Genomic DNA, 15,936 nt, shown 5'->3' on the forward strand with positions numbered 1-15,936 from the left:
TCAGGCATCCCTCTCTATAAACCGTAAAAAATATCCGTTGTCCTTATCTTTACTGATTTTGGTATCCAATTTATACAATTATTATATTCATACTATACTGCAAAATCAAGAGCAATCCTTATCTACCGTCCATCTTTTCGATAAATTTGTTTCTTGAACCATAAAACAGCTGAAGGGGCCTTTTAATCAGTCTCTCCTGGAATACGTTCTGCAATGTATGTATCATGCCGTGATTTTCTTCTTCCAGGTACAAATACAACACTTCCGGAGCTAAACCCATGATCGGACCCAGCACTTTTTCGTCGAGATTAAACTCCTTGGTCAGAACCAATGCTCTTTCATGCATAAGCTGAAGCATTTTTTCACTGTATAGCCGGTATTCCTCATCATACAGCTTAAATTTACCGTCGAAGGCCACGTGAACCTCGGCTGTGAGAAACGGCTGATTGGCTGCACACTTACGCAATTGATCGATGAAGGACTGGTATTCAAGCTCGAGTTTGTATTCATCGATCGCACATTCGACGTAAATTTGTAGAAGATCAAGGTACTCCCGTAAACGGAACTGTACAAAAGACTCAAATGTAAATGATAGCCCTTCTTCGGTTAAGATTTTTCTCCAGGCTTCTTTCACATGATAATCGCACGTATCCAGATCTTTTACCGCCGGCACTTCCTCCCGTTCCTGTTCGATAAATTCCTTGGCGATCGCTGCAATTTCTGCTTGCTCCTGCTTATCCGTGAAATAAAAAAAATGTTCAATAAAAAACAGGATTCGTGATTCCTCCAGTTTTTTACGAGTATAGCAAGCCAGCACCTGAACAATTGAATCCAGATGCTCTTTTGTATTCAATAATAATGAACGGCTTTCGGATTCTAAAAAGGAAGGTTTTATGTTAAGTGATCGAGCCATCTGCTTCAGTTCCTTTTGTAATTGGTTACATTCTTCATGATCTGCAAATATAAGTTCTGCCAACCCTGTCCCTCCCCCAAACACTCGATGTTACACTATATGGGACAACGTCATGAAAAATGAACTCTTTTAAAAGATTAATAAAAAAACAGCAGGTTTCCCTGCTGCCGGTTAATCCAGTGCATATTTGCGTTCAAGAAAGTTTAGCAGTTGTGTCAACGTAAGAGTAAGAATCAGATAAATAAGCGCTACCGTCAAAAAAGGTTCCCAAGGACGATAGTATTCTCCCATCATCGCTCTTCCCCAGTACATCAGTTCTTCAGTCGCAATGACGGCTGCCAGTGAAGAATCTTTAATTAAAACAATGAATTCATTTCCTAAAGGAGGAATCATGCGTTTAGATGCCTGAGGAATGATAATATGCCTCATTGTCTGTCTATGCGTCATCCCCAGCGAACGGGCTGCCTCGGTCTGGCCTTTATCAATAGATTGGATACCCGCCCTAAAGATCTCCGCGATGTAGGCCGCTGCATTTAAGGAGAGAGCCGTAATGGCAGAAACAAGTGCAATAGGAGGCTTCATGAAAAGCGGCATGACCGCAAAGTGAATCAAGAAAAGTTGAACAAGTAGCGGTGTTCCCCGAAAAAAGTTTATATACCAAATGAACGGCTGCCGAATCACCTGGACTGAAGACATTTTTCCGAGTGCGATGAATAGTCCCAAGAGGGTTCCGAAAATAATGCTCGCAACTGAAATTTCGATCGTAACCCATGTTCCTTTAATAAAAAAAGGTAAATACTTCTCTACGAGATCAAATTTATAGAAATCCATGTGTTCCTCCGGTCATTCTGAGTAGGTTTATTTTTTCAGCACATCCAGGTTCGGTTCTACTTTAAACCACTGTTTATAAATTTTGGTGTAGGTTCCATCAGCAATGACCTTCTTCAAAGCTTTGTCAACTTTTGCTTTATCTTTGCTGCCCTTAGGAAAAGCAATACCATAGAATTCAGATTCAAAGTTTGTTTTATCATTTACGACTGAGAGCTTTTTGTCCGGATTGTTTTTTGCATACTCATCTACAACAGTGTTATCAGCAACAACCGCATCCACTTCACCGCTTATTAGTGCCTGAATAGCCAACACATTACTGTCGTATTTTTTGACATTGGTATTTTCTTTCCCAAATTTCTTTTCCAAGGCAGCTTGTCCGGTCGTTCCATTTTGAACACTGACCTTCTTTCCTTTTAAATCATCCACACTTTTTATCGGTGACCCTTCTTTTGTAAGAATCTTATTAATGGACTCAAAATATGGAGATGAGAAGTCATATGATTTTTTTCGATCATCATTAATGGTTATCGCTGAAATACCAGCCTGGACCTGTTCGCTTTGTAAAGAGGTAAACAGAGGATCCCATCCTGTGTTTTTCAACTTATAATCCAGCTTTGCTTCCTTCATAACGGCCTTGAGCAAATCAACATCAAAACCGACAATCTTCCCATCTTTTAAATACTCAAATGGAGCATATGCAGCGTCTGTTCCTACAACCAATTTCTCAGACGGGCTTCCTGACGTGGATTTCCCTCCACATGCTGCCAATGTCAGCAAACTCCCAAGCAATAATAACAACACTACTTTTTTCATCTTTGTCCCCCTTAAATTATGTAATCCTCTTTATTATAACAAAATTATCAAAAATGAGAATATTCCAATAATTAATTGTGCAAAAAAACCCAGCCCTCTACAAGAAAGGCCGGGATTCTATGTTTTTCTATCAGTTCTGCATGACAAAGTCTTTTTCTGCGGTTTCTTCTTCGTCGAACACACGCAGCGTTTCGTATTTGGTGTTGCGCTGTGCCGGGATTTTACCCGCTTCCCGTATAAGGCGCAGTGTCAGATTCGTATTGACTTTATGGGTCGTTCCGGCAGCTGAGACCACGTTCTCTTCCATCATCGTGCTTCCGAAGTCGTTGCAGCCGTAATGAAGAGACTTTTTGCCGACCTCAGGTCCCATCGTCACCCAGGAAGACTGGAAGTTTGAAATGTTATCCAAGAAGAGGCGTGAGATTGCCACATTTTTAAGATATTCTCTTGGCGTTGTTTTCTCACCCTTTAAGTTCGTGTTATCTGGCTGGAACGTCCATGAGATAAAGGCTAAGAAACAGTTGGTCTCATCTTGAGCATCACGGACACGCTGAAGATGCAATGCTCTCTCTTCAAAGGTCTCGCCGAAACCGATAACCATGGTAGCCGTGGAATGAAGACCGACTTTCTTCGCCGTTTTCATGCAGTCGATCCACTCTGTCCATGATCCTTTTAAGCGGCTGATTTTTTTCCTCGTACGGTCATCAAGGATCTCGGCTCCGCCGCCAGGCAGAGAGTCAAGTCCTGCATCCTTCAGCTCTTTTAGGACTTCTTCCAGTGAGAGGCCTGAAACTTCGACCATCTTCCAGATCTCAGCCGGAGAGAAGGAGTGCATCGTAATATCAAAGCGCTTTTTAATATTGCGGAGCAGATCAGTGTAATAAGAGAACGGCAGATTCGGGTTTGTTCCACCCTGCATCAAGATCTCTGTTCCGCCTACATCGATCGTTTCCCGGATTTTTTGGAAGATCACTTCATCATCCAGCACATAACCTTCCTTGCTTCCAGGCGGACGGTAGAATGCACAGAAACGGCAGTATGTATCACAAAAATTGGTATAGTTCACGTTTCGCCCGATAACAAAAGTAGTAATCGGTTCTGGATGCCACCGCTTCATGATGACGTCGGCCGCCTCACCCATTTTTTCAACTTCATCACTCTCATACAGAGCAACAGCATCCTTAACGGTCAATCGTGTACCATCAAGGGCTTTCTGCAAAATCGCATCAATGCTCATCTATATTACCTCCAGTTACGGACATCTTATGTAGCATTCTATTATCCTATCACATTTTAAAAAATTTTGCGAAATGAATACAGCTGCAGGAATGCAATGATAAAAGAGAAAGACAAACCGAGCAAGCCGGTTTGTCTTAGTTCGTTTCATCTTAATTATTTAAGGCTTATCCACGGCCTGCCTGGAAAGAAGGATATAATGTCATTCCTCCATCAGCAATGAGCGTATGTCCTGTTACATATCTTGATTCCTTGGAAGCGAGCCACACGGCGACAGAAGAAATTTCGTCAGGTTCAGCAATATAGCCCAATGGAATTAGTTTTTCTACATCCGCTTTTTTGCCAGGATCTGAAAACTTTTCGGCATTGATTGGTGTGTTGATGGCACCTGGCGCAATGGCATTTACCCTGATTTTCTTTGGTGCATATTCCATCGCTAGCGTCTGAGTCATGAGCTTTACACCGCCCTTACTCGCTGCGTAGTGCACAAAGTGCGGCCAAGGGATGATCTCATGAACGCTCGACATGTTAATAATACTGCCTTCAATGTTATTCTTCAGAAAATACGAGATTGCTTCACGGCAGCCAAGAAATTGCCCCGTCAAATTCGTGGAGATAACCTTATTCCAATCTTCAAGAGATAGCTCGTGCGACGGAACCTCATTTTCAATCCCCGCGTTGTTAATCATAATATCCAGTCTTCCAAAGGATTCCACTGTGCGTTCGACCAGATTTTTAATATCTTCTTCCTTTGTCACATCTCCCTGAACGGCGATCGCTTCTCCGCCGAGATCTCTTAATTCCTGGAGAAGTTCTTCCACTTCATTATCCTTTTCACTAAAATAATTTACAGTGATCTTTGCTTTTTCTTTTGCAAAACGTTGGGCACAGGCTTTTCCGATTCCTGTACTCGCTCCTGTGATAATGACTGCTTTTCCTTCTAGATCTGTAAACATGTTTTTCATCCGCTCCTTAACGTTTTGTAATCCCGAGCATAACACCGCCCGCGATAATAAGTAGACATCCTGCAATAACGAAGATGATCTGCCGTTTTGATTTCTTTTCTTTTAAAATAAAAATTCCGCCGAGAGTGGAGATGATGATTCCCGTTTGTGAAAGCGAAAAACTTGTCGCTACACCAATCTTCGGCAATGAAAGCAACAAAGTGATGTTTCCTGTACTCCATAGAATTCCGGTTAAAATATTTCTTACAGCAAATTTATTAAACGGTTTACCTGTAAAAGTGAGAAGTAAACCGCCGATAAACATACCCGCTGCCTGTGGAAGTATCGCTTCCCATCCTCCAACCTTAAACCAATTGACAATAACCACATAGCCAACATAGCCTGCGGTGGATAGCAGCAAGATAAGGTAACCTCTTTTATAATTGGTCCTGCCGTCCTCTTTGTTGTTCTTATCCCTGATCGATGTAAAGACGGCTCCTAAAATGATAACAACGATAGCGATGATTCCAATAATGATCTCTGTCTTTGTTTTCCACTCATGAAACACGAGTACGCCAAAGAGTGTTGTCCCAAATAGCTGCATACCCGTTGAGAGAGGCACCGTTTTTGCCACACCGAGGTGATCAACAGTCGCAAATTGAAACCGTTGGCCGACAACCCATAAGGCACCCGAAATCGCTCCTACAATGATTACAAGAGAGTTCATATCAGGTTGAACGATAAAAAATGTAATTACCGAAAAGACAAGGGCACCGATGGTCATCCCCAATGTCTGGCTGTATGAATCTCCCCCCAGTTTTTGGCTGACCAATACAATGCTTCCCCAGCAAACTGCTGTGATGACTGCAAGAATTATTCCCATATTCATTTCCTTTCTGTCTGCTGATTCTATAGGTAGTATTTGCATCTTCCCGAAGATTCATCAGACTAAACAAAAAACCTCTATCTTTTATGATAGAGGTTAATCAAGTAGATCTATTTTACTGAAAAGTTCTGAAGTTTTTATCTCCACCGATAAAGATCGGCACGGCAAGATGGCGAATACGCTCCATGATCCGTTTTGCTTTTGCTTGCTCGAGGCCGCCTTTTTGCGAGTAGGAAAAATGCTCTTCAAGCAAGGTAAAATCATAATTGGAGGAGTACAGCGTCGGCAGCCTCTCCATCATACGATATTGAAGTATGACACCAATGATTTCATCCCTGACCCAATTTGTCATGTTTTCGGCACCAAGATCGTCAAGCATGAGGACAGGAACGGTTTTGAGCAGCTCCATTTTTTCGTTGAAACTTCCGTCAGAAAGGCTGCTTTTTATCTCCCGCAAAAACTCGGGAGTATGAACGAGCAATGAAGGAATCTGCCGCTCAGCCAACGCGTTGGCTATCGCACCCAGCAGATAGGTCTTTCCAACACCAAACTTGCCGTAAAAGTAAATCCCTTTCGCCCCTTCTCCAGAAGAAGCCGCTTTGACAAAATCCCATGCAGCACCAATCGCTTCTCTTCTGTCTTGATCAATGCTGTGAAGACGGTCAAAGGATGCCTGCAGGATATCTTTCGGGATAAAATAGCTTCGGATGAGGGCACTCATCGACTTCTGCTTTTCATCCTGTTTTTTCAGCGAACATTTTTCATAATAAATTTCGATCGTATTTCTTTCTGCCGCCAGTTCCGGCTGATACCCTTGCATCAGGTTTGGGCAAAGATTCAGCCCTGGGCAATTGGAACAATGGTTCTTTTCCTTGGAATATTCATAGAGCTTCGTCAATCCTTTTTCAATGCTTGATTGATTCAAATCAGGGTTCTGCTCCAGGAATGAGATAACATAAGGATCTGTGAGTACATGCTGCTTAATTCGGTCATATTCCTTTTTAAGCTGACCGTACCCTTCCATTTTTTTAACGGCGTCCATAATCGATTCCATTTTCGTTCCCCCCTTTAGATTTCTTTAAGCAGGTTTTCAAGCCATTGCTGGTTTTGCTCTTCAAGCTCATTATTATTATTGTTCTTTTCTTTTTTCTCTGCCGTTGCCTCTTCATCCTTCAGCCAGTCGGGCAGACGGGCGCTCTTTTTCTGGGTTCCATTACGCTTATAATTTGTATTCTTACGCTCCTGCCACTCTTTGTACTTCTTCTGTTCTGAACGAGCTAGCGCCATGGCTTCCTGAACGGTTTGTACTTTTTTCCTGGCCCAGTGGCTCGCAATTTTTTCGACGAATGAACGTGTAAGTTTTAGATCATTGGTCTTCAGTACATAGTCGATCAAAACATTGACCACACCCGGAGTCATTTTTTGCTCAAGCATGAGATACGTAACAATATTCAAATCCACTTCCGCCGGCTTTGTTCCAGATTGGAGTTCCAGCAATTGAAAAGGTGATACTTCTTCAAAGAATTTTATCACTTTTTCTTCTTCTGTGACAGGCTCTCTGCCTGCAGCTGATTTTAAGCTCTGCGGCTGAGTACGGAGAGCCATCTGCGGCAGCTGGTTGTTGTTTTCAATCCTGTACCATTTTTGAACTTCCTTCCGGAGATTTTCGGCAGTCAACTCTCCATGAAGATGGTACGCGTTTTGGATTTGCCTGCTCATCTCAAGCGGTCCCATCTGGTAAACGTATGCCAGTTTAAGGATGGATTCCCTTATGGAAGGAGTTATGACTTCTTTCGGAAGAATAAAGCTTGAAATGCTGGAGATCAACAAATCAAAATCAAAGTCCTCAGAAGTGATGGACAACGGATTGCCTGGTTTTCTTTCTGCCAGACTTCCGCCTGATCCCTCCTGAATTTCCGAATAAGTCCCTGCTGTCATTTCAGAGGGATGAAGCGATACGAAAACATCATTAAATGATGACGTCATCTCCACGTATTCTTCCATCTCAGTTTCTTCTTGAATAAAATGGTCTCGCATCTCGCAATATTTTGTTTTGCCTAATCGATTATAAAGATAGATGTTCAAGACCCCATCGTTGAAAAATTCATCCGGTGACAGAGGGGTTTGCAATTCATATAAGTAAACCCTCGAATCTTCTTTATCCCGTTTATAAGTTTTCAGCAGGCCGATGGCTTCCAGCTTTTTTCGGGCGGCAATAATATCCTTCAATGAAAATTGGGTCACATTCATGAGCCTCTGATGCGTTTGCTCTTTTGGCGTTTTCATTTCGGCATCACACCAAAATGTCATATATAAACTATAGGCAAAAGCGCCTATTAACGGCTGGTACAGCATGGTCAATACTTTGCGGTCTATATTATGGAGATAGCCGCTAAATTGAACCTCATATGTATCCACCGGGACAATTTCTTTCCAGTGTACACTCATGGTTCTCACCTTTCAAAAAAAAGTTTTTTTCTAAGTCTATAGAGAAAAACAAGCATTCCGATAAAAAAAAGCGTAAAACTGGTACTGTCTTACGCAAGTTAGTGCTCGTCTTTTTTTATTAATTCTTTCAGTTCCTGTATGAATACATTGATGTCCTTAAATTGCCGGTAGACCGAAGCAAATCGGACATAAGCTACTTCGTCCGTGTCCGCAAGATAATCCATGACTTTTTCGCCGACTTCTTTGCTGTTTATTTCAGAAACCCCTTGGTTCCGCAGGTCCTTTTCTATGTTGTCCACGATATTTTCAAGAACTTCTAAAGGTACAGGGCGTTTCTCACAAGCTTTTATAAGTCCGCGAAGAATTTTTTCACGGCTGAATTCTTCCCGGGTACCTTCCTTTTTCACAACAATCAGCGGTATTTCTTCAACCGTTTCAAAGGTTGTAAATCGATAGGTGCAAGACTCGCATTCCCGCCTGCGGCGAATCGATCTCCCCGAATGGACCGGTCTAGAATCAAGCACTTTTGTACCGTTATACTGACAGGACGGACAACGCAAAGCAGATCAACTCCAAAAATTAATTAACCTCTATTATAATTCTATCTTAGACAAAAGGAGGGCATGTGACAAGAATTAATTGTTTTCAAGCAGAGATGTGCCAATAAATTCAAGCTTTCCTTTCAATCCTTCATTAATAGCAAGGATCACCTTTCTGCTGTATCCAAAATCGATCGGAAGCGGCGATTCAGACGTGACATTAATATCGACTGCCGTTTTAAATGGTCTGAGAGAGGTCGCAGTGATCACGGCAAAAGCCTTCCTTGGAGCTGTAACTTCAAAAGATAGCTCGCCCCGTTCTTTTGATGATCCAAGCAGTTTATAATGGCTTTGCTGCCGGACAAGTTCTTCAATGGCATCCATGACTTTTGTGCGGTTCGCTTTGAAATAATGGGTTTGCAGTAAAGGATCTTGGTGGTTCTCGGAAGTTTCCGAATGATTCTTCAAGATATTTTGCAATTGTCTAAGCATGGTACCCCTCCTCTAAACTCCTCCATGCAAAAGCGGAAAGTAAAAAAAGAGGTGCAAATAACACACCTCTTTTTCGACTTAGCATTCATTTTTATTTATTAGCAGCAACTTTATTTTTAGCAACTTTAACAGGACCCATTCCACGTGGAACTTCTAAATTTTCACGGCTGTTCGCTTCCAAAGCCTGTGAAATGTAATCAGCAGCCACATTTGGATCAATACGATCCCCACAAGTGTATACGTCAATGCTTGCATAACCATGCTCTGGAAAACTGTGGATTGTCAAATGTGATTCAGAAATAATAACAACCCCACTCACGCCATGCGGCGCAAACTTATGAAAAGCAACCTCACGAATTTCTGCACCTGCTTTAAGGGCAGCGTCAACAAACGTCTCTTCAATAAACCTCATATCATTTAGCTTTTCACTGTTGCATCCCCATAGTTCAGCAATTACGTGTCTTCCCATTGTATCCATATTAGCATAGTCCCCCTTAAAAATTTTTCATGCCTTCAAGCATGCGGTATTGAACATCTACCACGGGGGAAAGTTAGTCCTAAGAGGTCCTAACCCTTTAAGTAGAATCCAACGCCTTGGTTTGCTTTATTTGAAGTTCACGAATCATAGTATACTTGTTTTATTTTTCATTTGCAATAATTTGTTTGAAATTTCCCTCTAAATTTTCATATGAAAACTAATGACATAAAATAGGTGGATTTTGTTTAAAAACAAAAAGAACGGACAGCGCCAGAAACCGGCTCCATCCGTTCTTTTTTAATTTTTGCTTTATGAAGGAATCCTCATATCCGCCTTTTGAGCTAAACCTGCAGCAACAAGACCTGCCAGATCAACAACACGGCAAGAATAGCCCCATTCATTGTCATACCAGGCAAGCACTTTTACTTTTTTATTCTCAATAACCATTGTTGATAAACCATCAATGATTGAAGAATTCTCATTACCGTTATAATCAATGGAAACCAGCGGCTGTTCGCTGTATCCAAGAATACCGTTTAATGCACCCTCAGACGCAGTTCTTAAAGCCTCATTTACCATCTCTTCTGTCACATCCGTTTTTAGATCGACCACTAAATCAACTAATGATACATTTGGAGTCGGGACTCGGAGTGCCATTCCATTCAATTTTCCTGTGAGATGAGGAAGAACCTTGGAGATTGCTTTTGCCGCCCCGGTAGACGTTGGAATGATGGATTGGCCGCAAGCTCTTGCACGTCTGAGGTCCTTATGCGGGTTATCAATATTTTTTTGATCATTTGTATAGGCATGTACGGTAGTCATCATTCCTGATTCAATCCCGAACTGTTCATCGAGTACTTTTACTACAGGTGCCAGACAGTTCGTTGTGCATGAAGCATTGGATAAGATATGATGTTCGTCCGCTTTGTAATCGCTGTCATTTACACCCATAACAATCGTGATGTCTTCATCTTTTCCAGGTGCAGTAATAATAACCTTCTTCGCTCCAGCTTGCAGATGGTAGCCTGCCATTTCCTTTGTTTTGAATTTTCCAGTGGCTTCAATCACGATATCGATGCCGAGCCCTTTCCATGGCAGTTCTCTTGGGTTGCGGGAATTGAGCAGAAGCACTTTTTGCCCGTCCACCATTAAGTAGCCTTCATGGGCACTAACTTCACCATCAAACATTCCGTGAATTGAGTCATACTTAATCATATGTGCTAACGTTTCAGGAGGATAGCTTGCGTTGATTGCTACAACCTCAAACTCGTTATTTTCCTCCATCATCTTACGAAATACCATTCTTCCGATCCGCCCGAGTCCATTAATCGCTACTTTTGCTTTCATGGTGTGCTCCCTCCATATATGTTATACTTTTTTGCCTCTTTTTCTACAATTAGTATAGCATATTTAAATAAAAAAAGAACATCATTTTATAAAAACGGGCAAAAAATAAACCCTCTGCCTAGACAGAGGGCTAAATAATATTCCATTCCTTAAGCTGGGCATCCAGTTTCACTTTGAGCTCTTCCAAAGATCCATTGTTTGTGATCACCGCATCCGCCAGCTTTACTTTATCTTTAAGGGGCATCTGGGAAGCAATCCTGCTCCTTGCCTCATCCTCCGTGAAGTGGTCTCTCATAACTAATCGGCTGAACTGGACTTCTTCATCAACAAAGATCAGGAGTGTGCGGTCCACCATATGGGTCAAATCGCTCTCAAACAACAGTGGAATATCCATGACCACATGGCTGAATCCATCATTAAGATAATGTGCTGCCTGGCTCTTCATTTCATGCCGTACAGCCGGATGAACAATCTCATTCAGCACCTTCCGTTTGGCAGAATCGTTGAATATGACGCTGCCAAGTTTTTTTCGATCGAGGTTCTTTTCTTCATCTATTACTTCTATCCCAAAGTTCTCGACAATTTTAACGTAGGCGGGCTGGCCTTGCTCCACAACCTGACGCGCGATTAAATCTGCATCAACAACAGGTATGTTATAGCTCCGCAAAAGGTTGGAAACTGTGCTTTTTCCACTGGCAATTCCGCCGGTCAGGCCTATGATCATGATTTTACGATCCTCCTGTTACATTTTCAGTAATCCTATAATAATCAGTAATATCCCTGGAAGAAAGGTAAGCTTCTTCATCCACGTAATCCTGGACACTGCAAACCCTAATTTCATGCCACCAAGTACAAATATCGAGCTCATGGAGGCTACCGTAAATGCTGTAAGAAAAGGAGGCATATCAACCATCGCTGCTCCGATTCCCGCTCCGAAAGCATCCAATGAAAGCGCGACGCCCAGCAAGACCGCCTCCCAGCCATTGATAGAGCCGGATTTATCAAGATCTGCGATTGTCGGCTTACTTAAGATTTGAATCATGATTCCCAGAGATTTTATTTCTAATTTTACAATAGTCTTCTCTTCAGGTACAGCCGCGGCCTTTTTTTCAGGTTTGGCTACTTGGTACAAAAAATATGAACCGAGACCTAAAAGGATCAAGCCGCCAGTTACCTGCCCGGCATGCGGCGATAAAAAGCGTTCTAAAAAATGGCCGAATCCCATTGCAATAAAAAAGGTAATGGCCGAACATGAGGAAATGATAATGACAGATTTTAACGGAATCTTTATTTCCTTCATGCCATAAGTCAGCCCCGTACCAAAGCTGTCAAGACTTACTGCAAACGCCAGTAAGAGCATCGAAAAGGACACCATAACGGCAAAAGCTCCTTTCATACCACGTTCTGTAGTATATGAAAGGAGCTTGGAAACTGTTATTTTTGGCAGCTGCTGCAAAAATGAGTGCCTCGTCCTGCAACAACGGATCTAGTAATTTCACGGCCGCATTTTTTGCATGGCTCTCCCTTTTTTCCATAAACAAAAAGCTCCAGTTGAAAGTTACCGGCTTTCCCTTCGGAATTCACATAAGAGCGAATCGTACTGCCGCCTTTTTCGACTGACTCTTTCAGGATCGATACCATGTTTTCCTGCAGCTTTTTTAATCGCTGCAGCGATAATCCGTTCGCTTTTTGTTCGGGGTGTATACCCGATGCAAAAAGAATTTCATCAACATAGATGTTTCCCAGACCTGTTATGAGAGACTGGTCCAGCAGGACTGCTTTCACCGGCCTGCTTGTCTTCGAGAACATCTTCTTTAAAAGAGATGGAGTAAGTTCTGTGGAAAAAGGCTCATAACCGAGTTTGGATAACGGCTGCCGCTGTTCTTCTTCCCCTTTTCGATACAGATGCATCGTACCGAATTTCCTGACATCCCGGTACCGGAGTTCACTTCCGTCAGTAAACTCAAAGAGAACATGCGTATGTTTATCAAACGGTTCTTTCTTTTGGTTTAAGGCATACTTCCCCTCCATTCTCAGATGGGAAACAAGAACGTCATCATCAAGAAAAATCTTAAGGAACTTGCCTCTTCGCTCTACATGTTCTATGGTCTGGCCGCTGAGCCGGATTTTGAATTCATCGAGCTCAGGATGTTTAATAATATTGCTCCATAAGACTCTAACTTCTTTAATCGTTTTTCCGCCAACCAGTCTGTTCAGTGTGTTTTTTACGTTTTCTACCTCTGGCAATTCAGGCATATCTTTCACCTCAAATCAAACGGAAAACAGCCAAATCGGCTGTTTTCTCTTCTCTTTTTTTTATTTTGCGTCGTACCATGTATCTCCGTAATTCAAATCAACTTTTAATGGAACATCAAGGCCGAGTGCAGATTCCATCACTTGCGGAACGAGAGTACACAGCTTTTCAATTTCATTTTCCGGTACCTCAAAGATCAGCTCATCATGCACCTGAAGCAGCATCAAGGATTCCAGATTTTCGTCTTTCAGCACCTGATCCATTTCAACCATCGCCTTTTTAATAATGTCAGCCGCTGTTCCCTGAATCGGAGTATTCATGGCTGTACGTTCAGCAAAACTTCTTAAATTGAAGTTTCTGCTCGTAATCTCTGGCAGGTATCGGCGGCGGTGCATAAGCGTTGAAACATAGCCGTCCTGTTTCGCCTGTCGGACGATCGATTCCATATATTCTTTTACACCAGGGAAAGTTTTCAAATACTGTTCAATGAACTCTCCGGCTTCTTTTCTTGTAATATTCAAGCTTTGCGACAAGCCATAGTCACTAATTCCGTATACGATACCGAAGTTAACTGCTTTGGCATGCCTTCTCATTTCTGAGGTCACTTCATCCATCCCCACATGAAAAACATCCATTGCGGTCTTCGTATGAACGTCCATTTCCTTTTTAAAGGCTTCCATCAGGTTTTCGTCCTGTGAAATATGGGCAAGGACACGAAGCTCAATTTGAGAATAGTCAGCGGCAAGAATTTTCCAGCCTGGTTTTGAAGCAACGAAGGCTTCCCTGATCTTTCTTCCCGCTTCAAGCCTTATCGGGATATTTTGCAGATTTGGTTCTGTTGAACTCAGCCGTCCTGTTTGAGTCAGCGCCTGGTTAAAGCGTGTGTGGATCTTATCAGTATCTTCGTCGACAACCTTCAGAAGCCCCTCAATATAGGTAGAGCTTAATTTTCCAAGCTGGCGGTAAACAAGGATTTTCCTGATGATCTCATGCTTGCCTTCCAGTTTCTCAAGCACATCCACCGAAGTACTGTAACCGGTCTTTGTCTTTTTAATGGCCGGCAGATTCAGCTTTTCAAACAAGATCTCTCCTAACTGTTTCGGAGAATTTATATTAAAAGATACTCCGGCAAGTTCATGAATCTCTCCTTCAAGTATTTTCAGTTGCTCTGTGAGCTCGTGTCCCATCGCTTGAAGCCTGCCGACGTCCACCTTCACTCCTGTTGTTTCCATTTCACCCAGCACCAGTGATAATGGGAGTTCAAGATCGGCAAAAAGTTCATACTGTTCGTTTTCCTTCAGTTCTCCAGAAAGCTTGTCCTGAAGAGAAAAAATAGCATTCGCTTTGCGAACGAGATGTTCGGATAGAATTTCTTCTTCAGGCACCTTTCGTTTGGCACCTTTTCCGTACGCCGCTTCTTCTGTATCAGTGTCATGTATACCGTAGCGTTTTGCAATTCCAGCTACATCGTCCCCGGACTCGGACGGATTCAGCAGATAAGAGGCGATCATTAGATCAAATTCTACACCCTTCAATGAAATACCGTTCCAGTCCAATGCGACGTACGCTCTTTTGGCGTCAAACACGTATTTAATTTTACTTTCATCTTCCGCCCATTCCTTAAACGATGCTGAAGAGAGCGCTGTTTCAGCAGGAATAAAATACTTTCCGTTGCTGTTTACGATCGCCAGCCCGTTGACCGGAGCTTTATGGTAGGTTTCCGGTGTTGTTTCTACTATAAGAGCGGCAGGTGATGATAAGATTTCATGACTGAGTTCTTCAGCCTTTTCAAAGGAAATCTCTTCTTTTTCCTGTTCGCTCAGCTGTGTTTCTTCACTGTCCCCGCCGATTCGTTCCAGCAGCGAGTTGAAGCCAAGATCTTTAAAGAGTGGAATCAGCTGTTCTGTTTGGTACCCTTCGTAAAGAGAATCGTTTATGGAGATTTCAATTGGTGCCTCATGCGTGATCGTTGCCAGCTCTTTGCTCATCAAGGCCTGTTCCTTATTGTCCTTGAGTTTCTCCTTCAGCTTTGCACCTGAAACCTGATCAATTGATTCCAGCGTTTCTTCCAGAGTGCCGAACTGTTTGATTAGTTTAATGGCTGTTTTTTCTCCGACTCCTGGAACTCCAGGGATGTTATCGGATGGATCGCCCATGAGGCCCTTCATGTCGATAATCTGGTGAGGAGTTAAGCCATATCTCTCTTCCACCTGTTGAAGGTCATAAGCCTCTACTTCCGAGATCCCTTTGCGGGTCAGTGCAACCTTGACGTTTTCTGTTACAAGCTGAAGCAAGTCCTTATCACCAGTAAAGACTTTAACGTCCCAGTCACCATTTTCAGCCTGTTTAGAAAGCGTGCCGATAATATCATCCGCTTCATAATTTTCAAGCTCGTACCGTTTAATTCCGAACCCGTCCAAAAGCTGGCGGATCAGCGGAAATTGTTCGGAAAGCTCAGAAGGAGTTTTCTGGCGTCCTCCTTTATATTCGGTAAACGTTTTATGCCTGAAGGTTGTTTTCCCCGCATCAAATGCAACAAGCACGTGGCTGGGCTTTTCATCCTCCAATATTTTAAGCAGCATCGTCGTAAATCCGTATACTGCATTTGTATAGACACCTTTATCATTGTTGAGCAGAGGAAGCGCGAAGAACGCACGATATGCGATACTGTTTCCATCAATCAAAACTAATTTATTTGCCAAAATAATACCCCCTGATCGGTTGTTTTCTAATCTTTATTGTACCATTCGGCTAT

At 42.5% G+C, this 15,936-nt stretch carries 16 protein-coding genes and 1 other annotated feature (1 of these 17 only partly in view); all 16 genes read right to left on the reverse strand.

The annotated features are described in order from the left end of the window. Nucleotides 1–59, reverse strand: a binding site (T-box leader) (it extends 167 nt beyond the left edge of the window). Between the two features lie 59 nt (nucleotides 60–118). Beyond that, nucleotides 119–976, reverse strand: a complete 858-nt coding sequence (gene ytxC / locus M1K46_RS12825) for a sporulation protein YtxC (RefSeq protein WP_256226267.1) — start codon at nucleotides 974–976, stop codon at nucleotides 119–121. A gap of 108 nt (nucleotides 977–1,084) precedes the next feature. Then, a complete protein-coding gene (locus tag M1K46_RS12830; protein ID WP_053357609.1) occupies nucleotides 1,085–1,744 on the reverse strand; it encodes an amino acid ABC transporter permease in 660 nt (219 codons plus the stop codon). A gap of 27 nt (nucleotides 1,745–1,771) precedes the next feature. Further along, entirely contained in the window at nucleotides 1,772–2,557 is a 786-nt protein-coding gene (locus M1K46_RS12835) for a basic amino acid ABC transporter substrate-binding protein (RefSeq protein WP_053357608.1), read from the reverse strand. 130 nt (nucleotides 2,558–2,687) lie between these two features. Beyond that, nucleotides 2,688–3,794, reverse strand: a complete 1,107-nt coding sequence (gene mqnC / locus M1K46_RS12840; RefSeq protein WP_256226269.1) for a cyclic dehypoxanthinyl futalosine synthase — start codon at nucleotides 3,792–3,794, stop codon at nucleotides 2,688–2,690. Between the two features lie 166 nt (nucleotides 3,795–3,960). Beyond that, nucleotides 3,961–4,749, reverse strand: coding sequence for a glucose-1-dehydrogenase (locus tag M1K46_RS12845; protein ID WP_256226271.1), 789 nt, complete (start codon nucleotides 4,747–4,749; stop codon nucleotides 3,961–3,963). Between the two features lie 16 nt (nucleotides 4,750–4,765). Beyond that, the gene (locus M1K46_RS12850; protein WP_091004011.1) at nucleotides 4,766–5,620 is read right to left on the reverse strand and encodes a GRP family sugar transporter; all 855 of its coding nucleotides are present in this window, start codon (nucleotides 5,618–5,620) and stop codon (nucleotides 4,766–4,768) included. A 118-nt stretch (nucleotides 5,621–5,738) separates the two neighbouring features. Further along, nucleotides 5,739–6,677, reverse strand: a complete 939-nt coding sequence (dnaI, locus tag M1K46_RS12855) for a primosomal protein DnaI (RefSeq protein ID WP_256226272.1) — start codon at nucleotides 6,675–6,677, stop codon at nucleotides 5,739–5,741. A gap of 14 nt (nucleotides 6,678–6,691) precedes the next feature. Further along, the gene (locus M1K46_RS12860; protein WP_091004008.1) at nucleotides 6,692–8,071 is read right to left on the reverse strand and encodes a replication initiation and membrane attachment family protein; all 1,380 of its coding nucleotides are present in this window, start codon (nucleotides 8,069–8,071) and stop codon (nucleotides 6,692–6,694) included. A 98-nt stretch (nucleotides 8,072–8,169) separates the two neighbouring features. Next, a complete protein-coding gene (nrdR, locus tag M1K46_RS12865) occupies nucleotides 8,170–8,631 on the reverse strand; it encodes a transcriptional regulator NrdR (RefSeq protein ID WP_053357602.1) in 462 nt (153 codons plus the stop codon). Between the two features lie 75 nt (nucleotides 8,632–8,706). Further along, nucleotides 8,707–9,102, reverse strand: coding sequence for a hypothetical protein (locus M1K46_RS12870; RefSeq protein WP_053357601.1), 396 nt, complete (start codon nucleotides 9,100–9,102; stop codon nucleotides 8,707–8,709). A gap of 91 nt (nucleotides 9,103–9,193) precedes the next feature. Continuing rightward, nucleotides 9,194–9,580, reverse strand: a complete 387-nt coding sequence (gene speD, locus M1K46_RS12875; protein WP_053357600.1) for an adenosylmethionine decarboxylase — start codon at nucleotides 9,578–9,580, stop codon at nucleotides 9,194–9,196. A gap of 309 nt (nucleotides 9,581–9,889) precedes the next feature. Next, a complete protein-coding gene (locus tag M1K46_RS12880) occupies nucleotides 9,890–10,927 on the reverse strand; it encodes a glyceraldehyde-3-phosphate dehydrogenase (protein ID WP_256226273.1) in 1,038 nt (345 codons plus the stop codon). Nucleotides 10,928–11,057: 130 nt separating this feature from the next. Beyond that, nucleotides 11,058–11,651, reverse strand: coding sequence for a dephospho-CoA kinase (gene coaE, locus M1K46_RS12885; protein ID WP_091003999.1), 594 nt, complete (start codon nucleotides 11,649–11,651; stop codon nucleotides 11,058–11,060). A gap of 18 nt (nucleotides 11,652–11,669) precedes the next feature. Beyond that, nucleotides 11,670–12,302 (reverse strand): sporulation membrane protein YtaF, encoded by a 633-nt coding sequence (gene ytaF / locus M1K46_RS12890; protein ID WP_053358507.1) that lies wholly within the window; start codon nucleotides 12,300–12,302, stop codon nucleotides 11,670–11,672. Between the two features lie 59 nt (nucleotides 12,303–12,361). Continuing rightward, nucleotides 12,362–13,183, reverse strand: a complete 822-nt coding sequence (mutM, locus tag M1K46_RS12895) for a DNA-formamidopyrimidine glycosylase (RefSeq protein ID WP_256226274.1) — start codon at nucleotides 13,181–13,183, stop codon at nucleotides 12,362–12,364. A 60-nt stretch (nucleotides 13,184–13,243) separates the two neighbouring features. After that, on the reverse strand, nucleotides 13,244–15,883 hold the full coding sequence (gene polA / locus M1K46_RS12900) for a DNA polymerase I (RefSeq protein WP_256226275.1): 2,640 nt from the start codon (nucleotides 15,881–15,883) through the stop codon (nucleotides 13,244–13,246). Between the last annotated feature and the right edge of the window lie 53 nt (nucleotides 15,884–15,936).

The sequence above is a fragment of the Fictibacillus sp. WQ 8-8 genome (genome assembly GCF_024494405.1).
In the GTDB taxonomy this organism is placed as follows: Bacteria; Bacillota; Bacilli; order Bacillales; family Fictibacillaceae; genus Fictibacillus_C; species Fictibacillus_C marinisediminis.

Excerpts from the sequence above, each read along its gene's own strand:
- M1K46_RS12830 (WP_053357609.1), bottom strand. The coding sequence starts at position 1,744 with ATGGATTTCTATAAATTTGATCTCGTAGAGAAGTATTTACCTTTTTTT.
- M1K46_RS12835 (WP_053357608.1), bottom strand. The coding sequence starts at position 2,557 with ATGAAAAAAGTAGTGTTGTTATTATTGCTTGGGAGTTTGCTGACATTG.
- mqnC (WP_256226269.1), bottom strand. The coding sequence starts at position 3,794 with ATGAGCATTGATGCGATTTTGCAGAAAGCCCTTGATGGTACACGATTG.
- M1K46_RS12845 (WP_256226271.1), bottom strand. The coding sequence starts at position 4,749 with ATGTTTACAGATCTAGAAGGAAAAGCAGTCATTATCACAGGAGCGAGT.
- M1K46_RS12850 (WP_091004011.1), bottom strand. The coding sequence starts at position 5,620 with ATGGGAATAATTCTTGCAGTCATCACAGCAGTTTGCTGGGGAAGCATT.
- dnaI (WP_256226272.1), bottom strand. The coding sequence starts at position 6,677 with ATGGAATCGATTATGGACGCCGTTAAAAAAATGGAAGGGTACGGTCAG.
- M1K46_RS12860 (WP_091004008.1), bottom strand. The coding sequence starts at position 8,071 with ATGAGTGTACACTGGAAAGAAATTGTCCCGGTGGATACATATGAGGTT.
- M1K46_RS12870 (WP_053357601.1), bottom strand. The coding sequence starts at position 9,102 with ATGCTTAGACAATTGCAAAATATCTTGAAGAATCATTCGGAAACTTCC.
- speD (WP_053357600.1), bottom strand. The coding sequence starts at position 9,580 with ATGGATACAATGGGAAGACACGTAATTGCTGAACTATGGGGATGCAAC.
- M1K46_RS12880 (WP_256226273.1), bottom strand. The coding sequence starts at position 10,927 with ATGAAAGCAAAAGTAGCGATTAATGGACTCGGGCGGATCGGAAGAATG.
- coaE (WP_091003999.1), bottom strand. The coding sequence starts at position 11,651 with ATGATCATAGGCCTGACCGGCGGAATTGCCAGTGGAAAAAGCACAGTT.
- ytaF (WP_053358507.1), bottom strand. The coding sequence starts at position 12,302 with ATGGTGTCCTTTTCGATGCTCTTACTGGCGTTTGCAGTAAGTCTTGAC.
- mutM (WP_256226274.1), bottom strand. The coding sequence starts at position 13,183 with ATGCCTGAATTGCCAGAGGTAGAAAACGTAAAAAACACACTGAACAGA.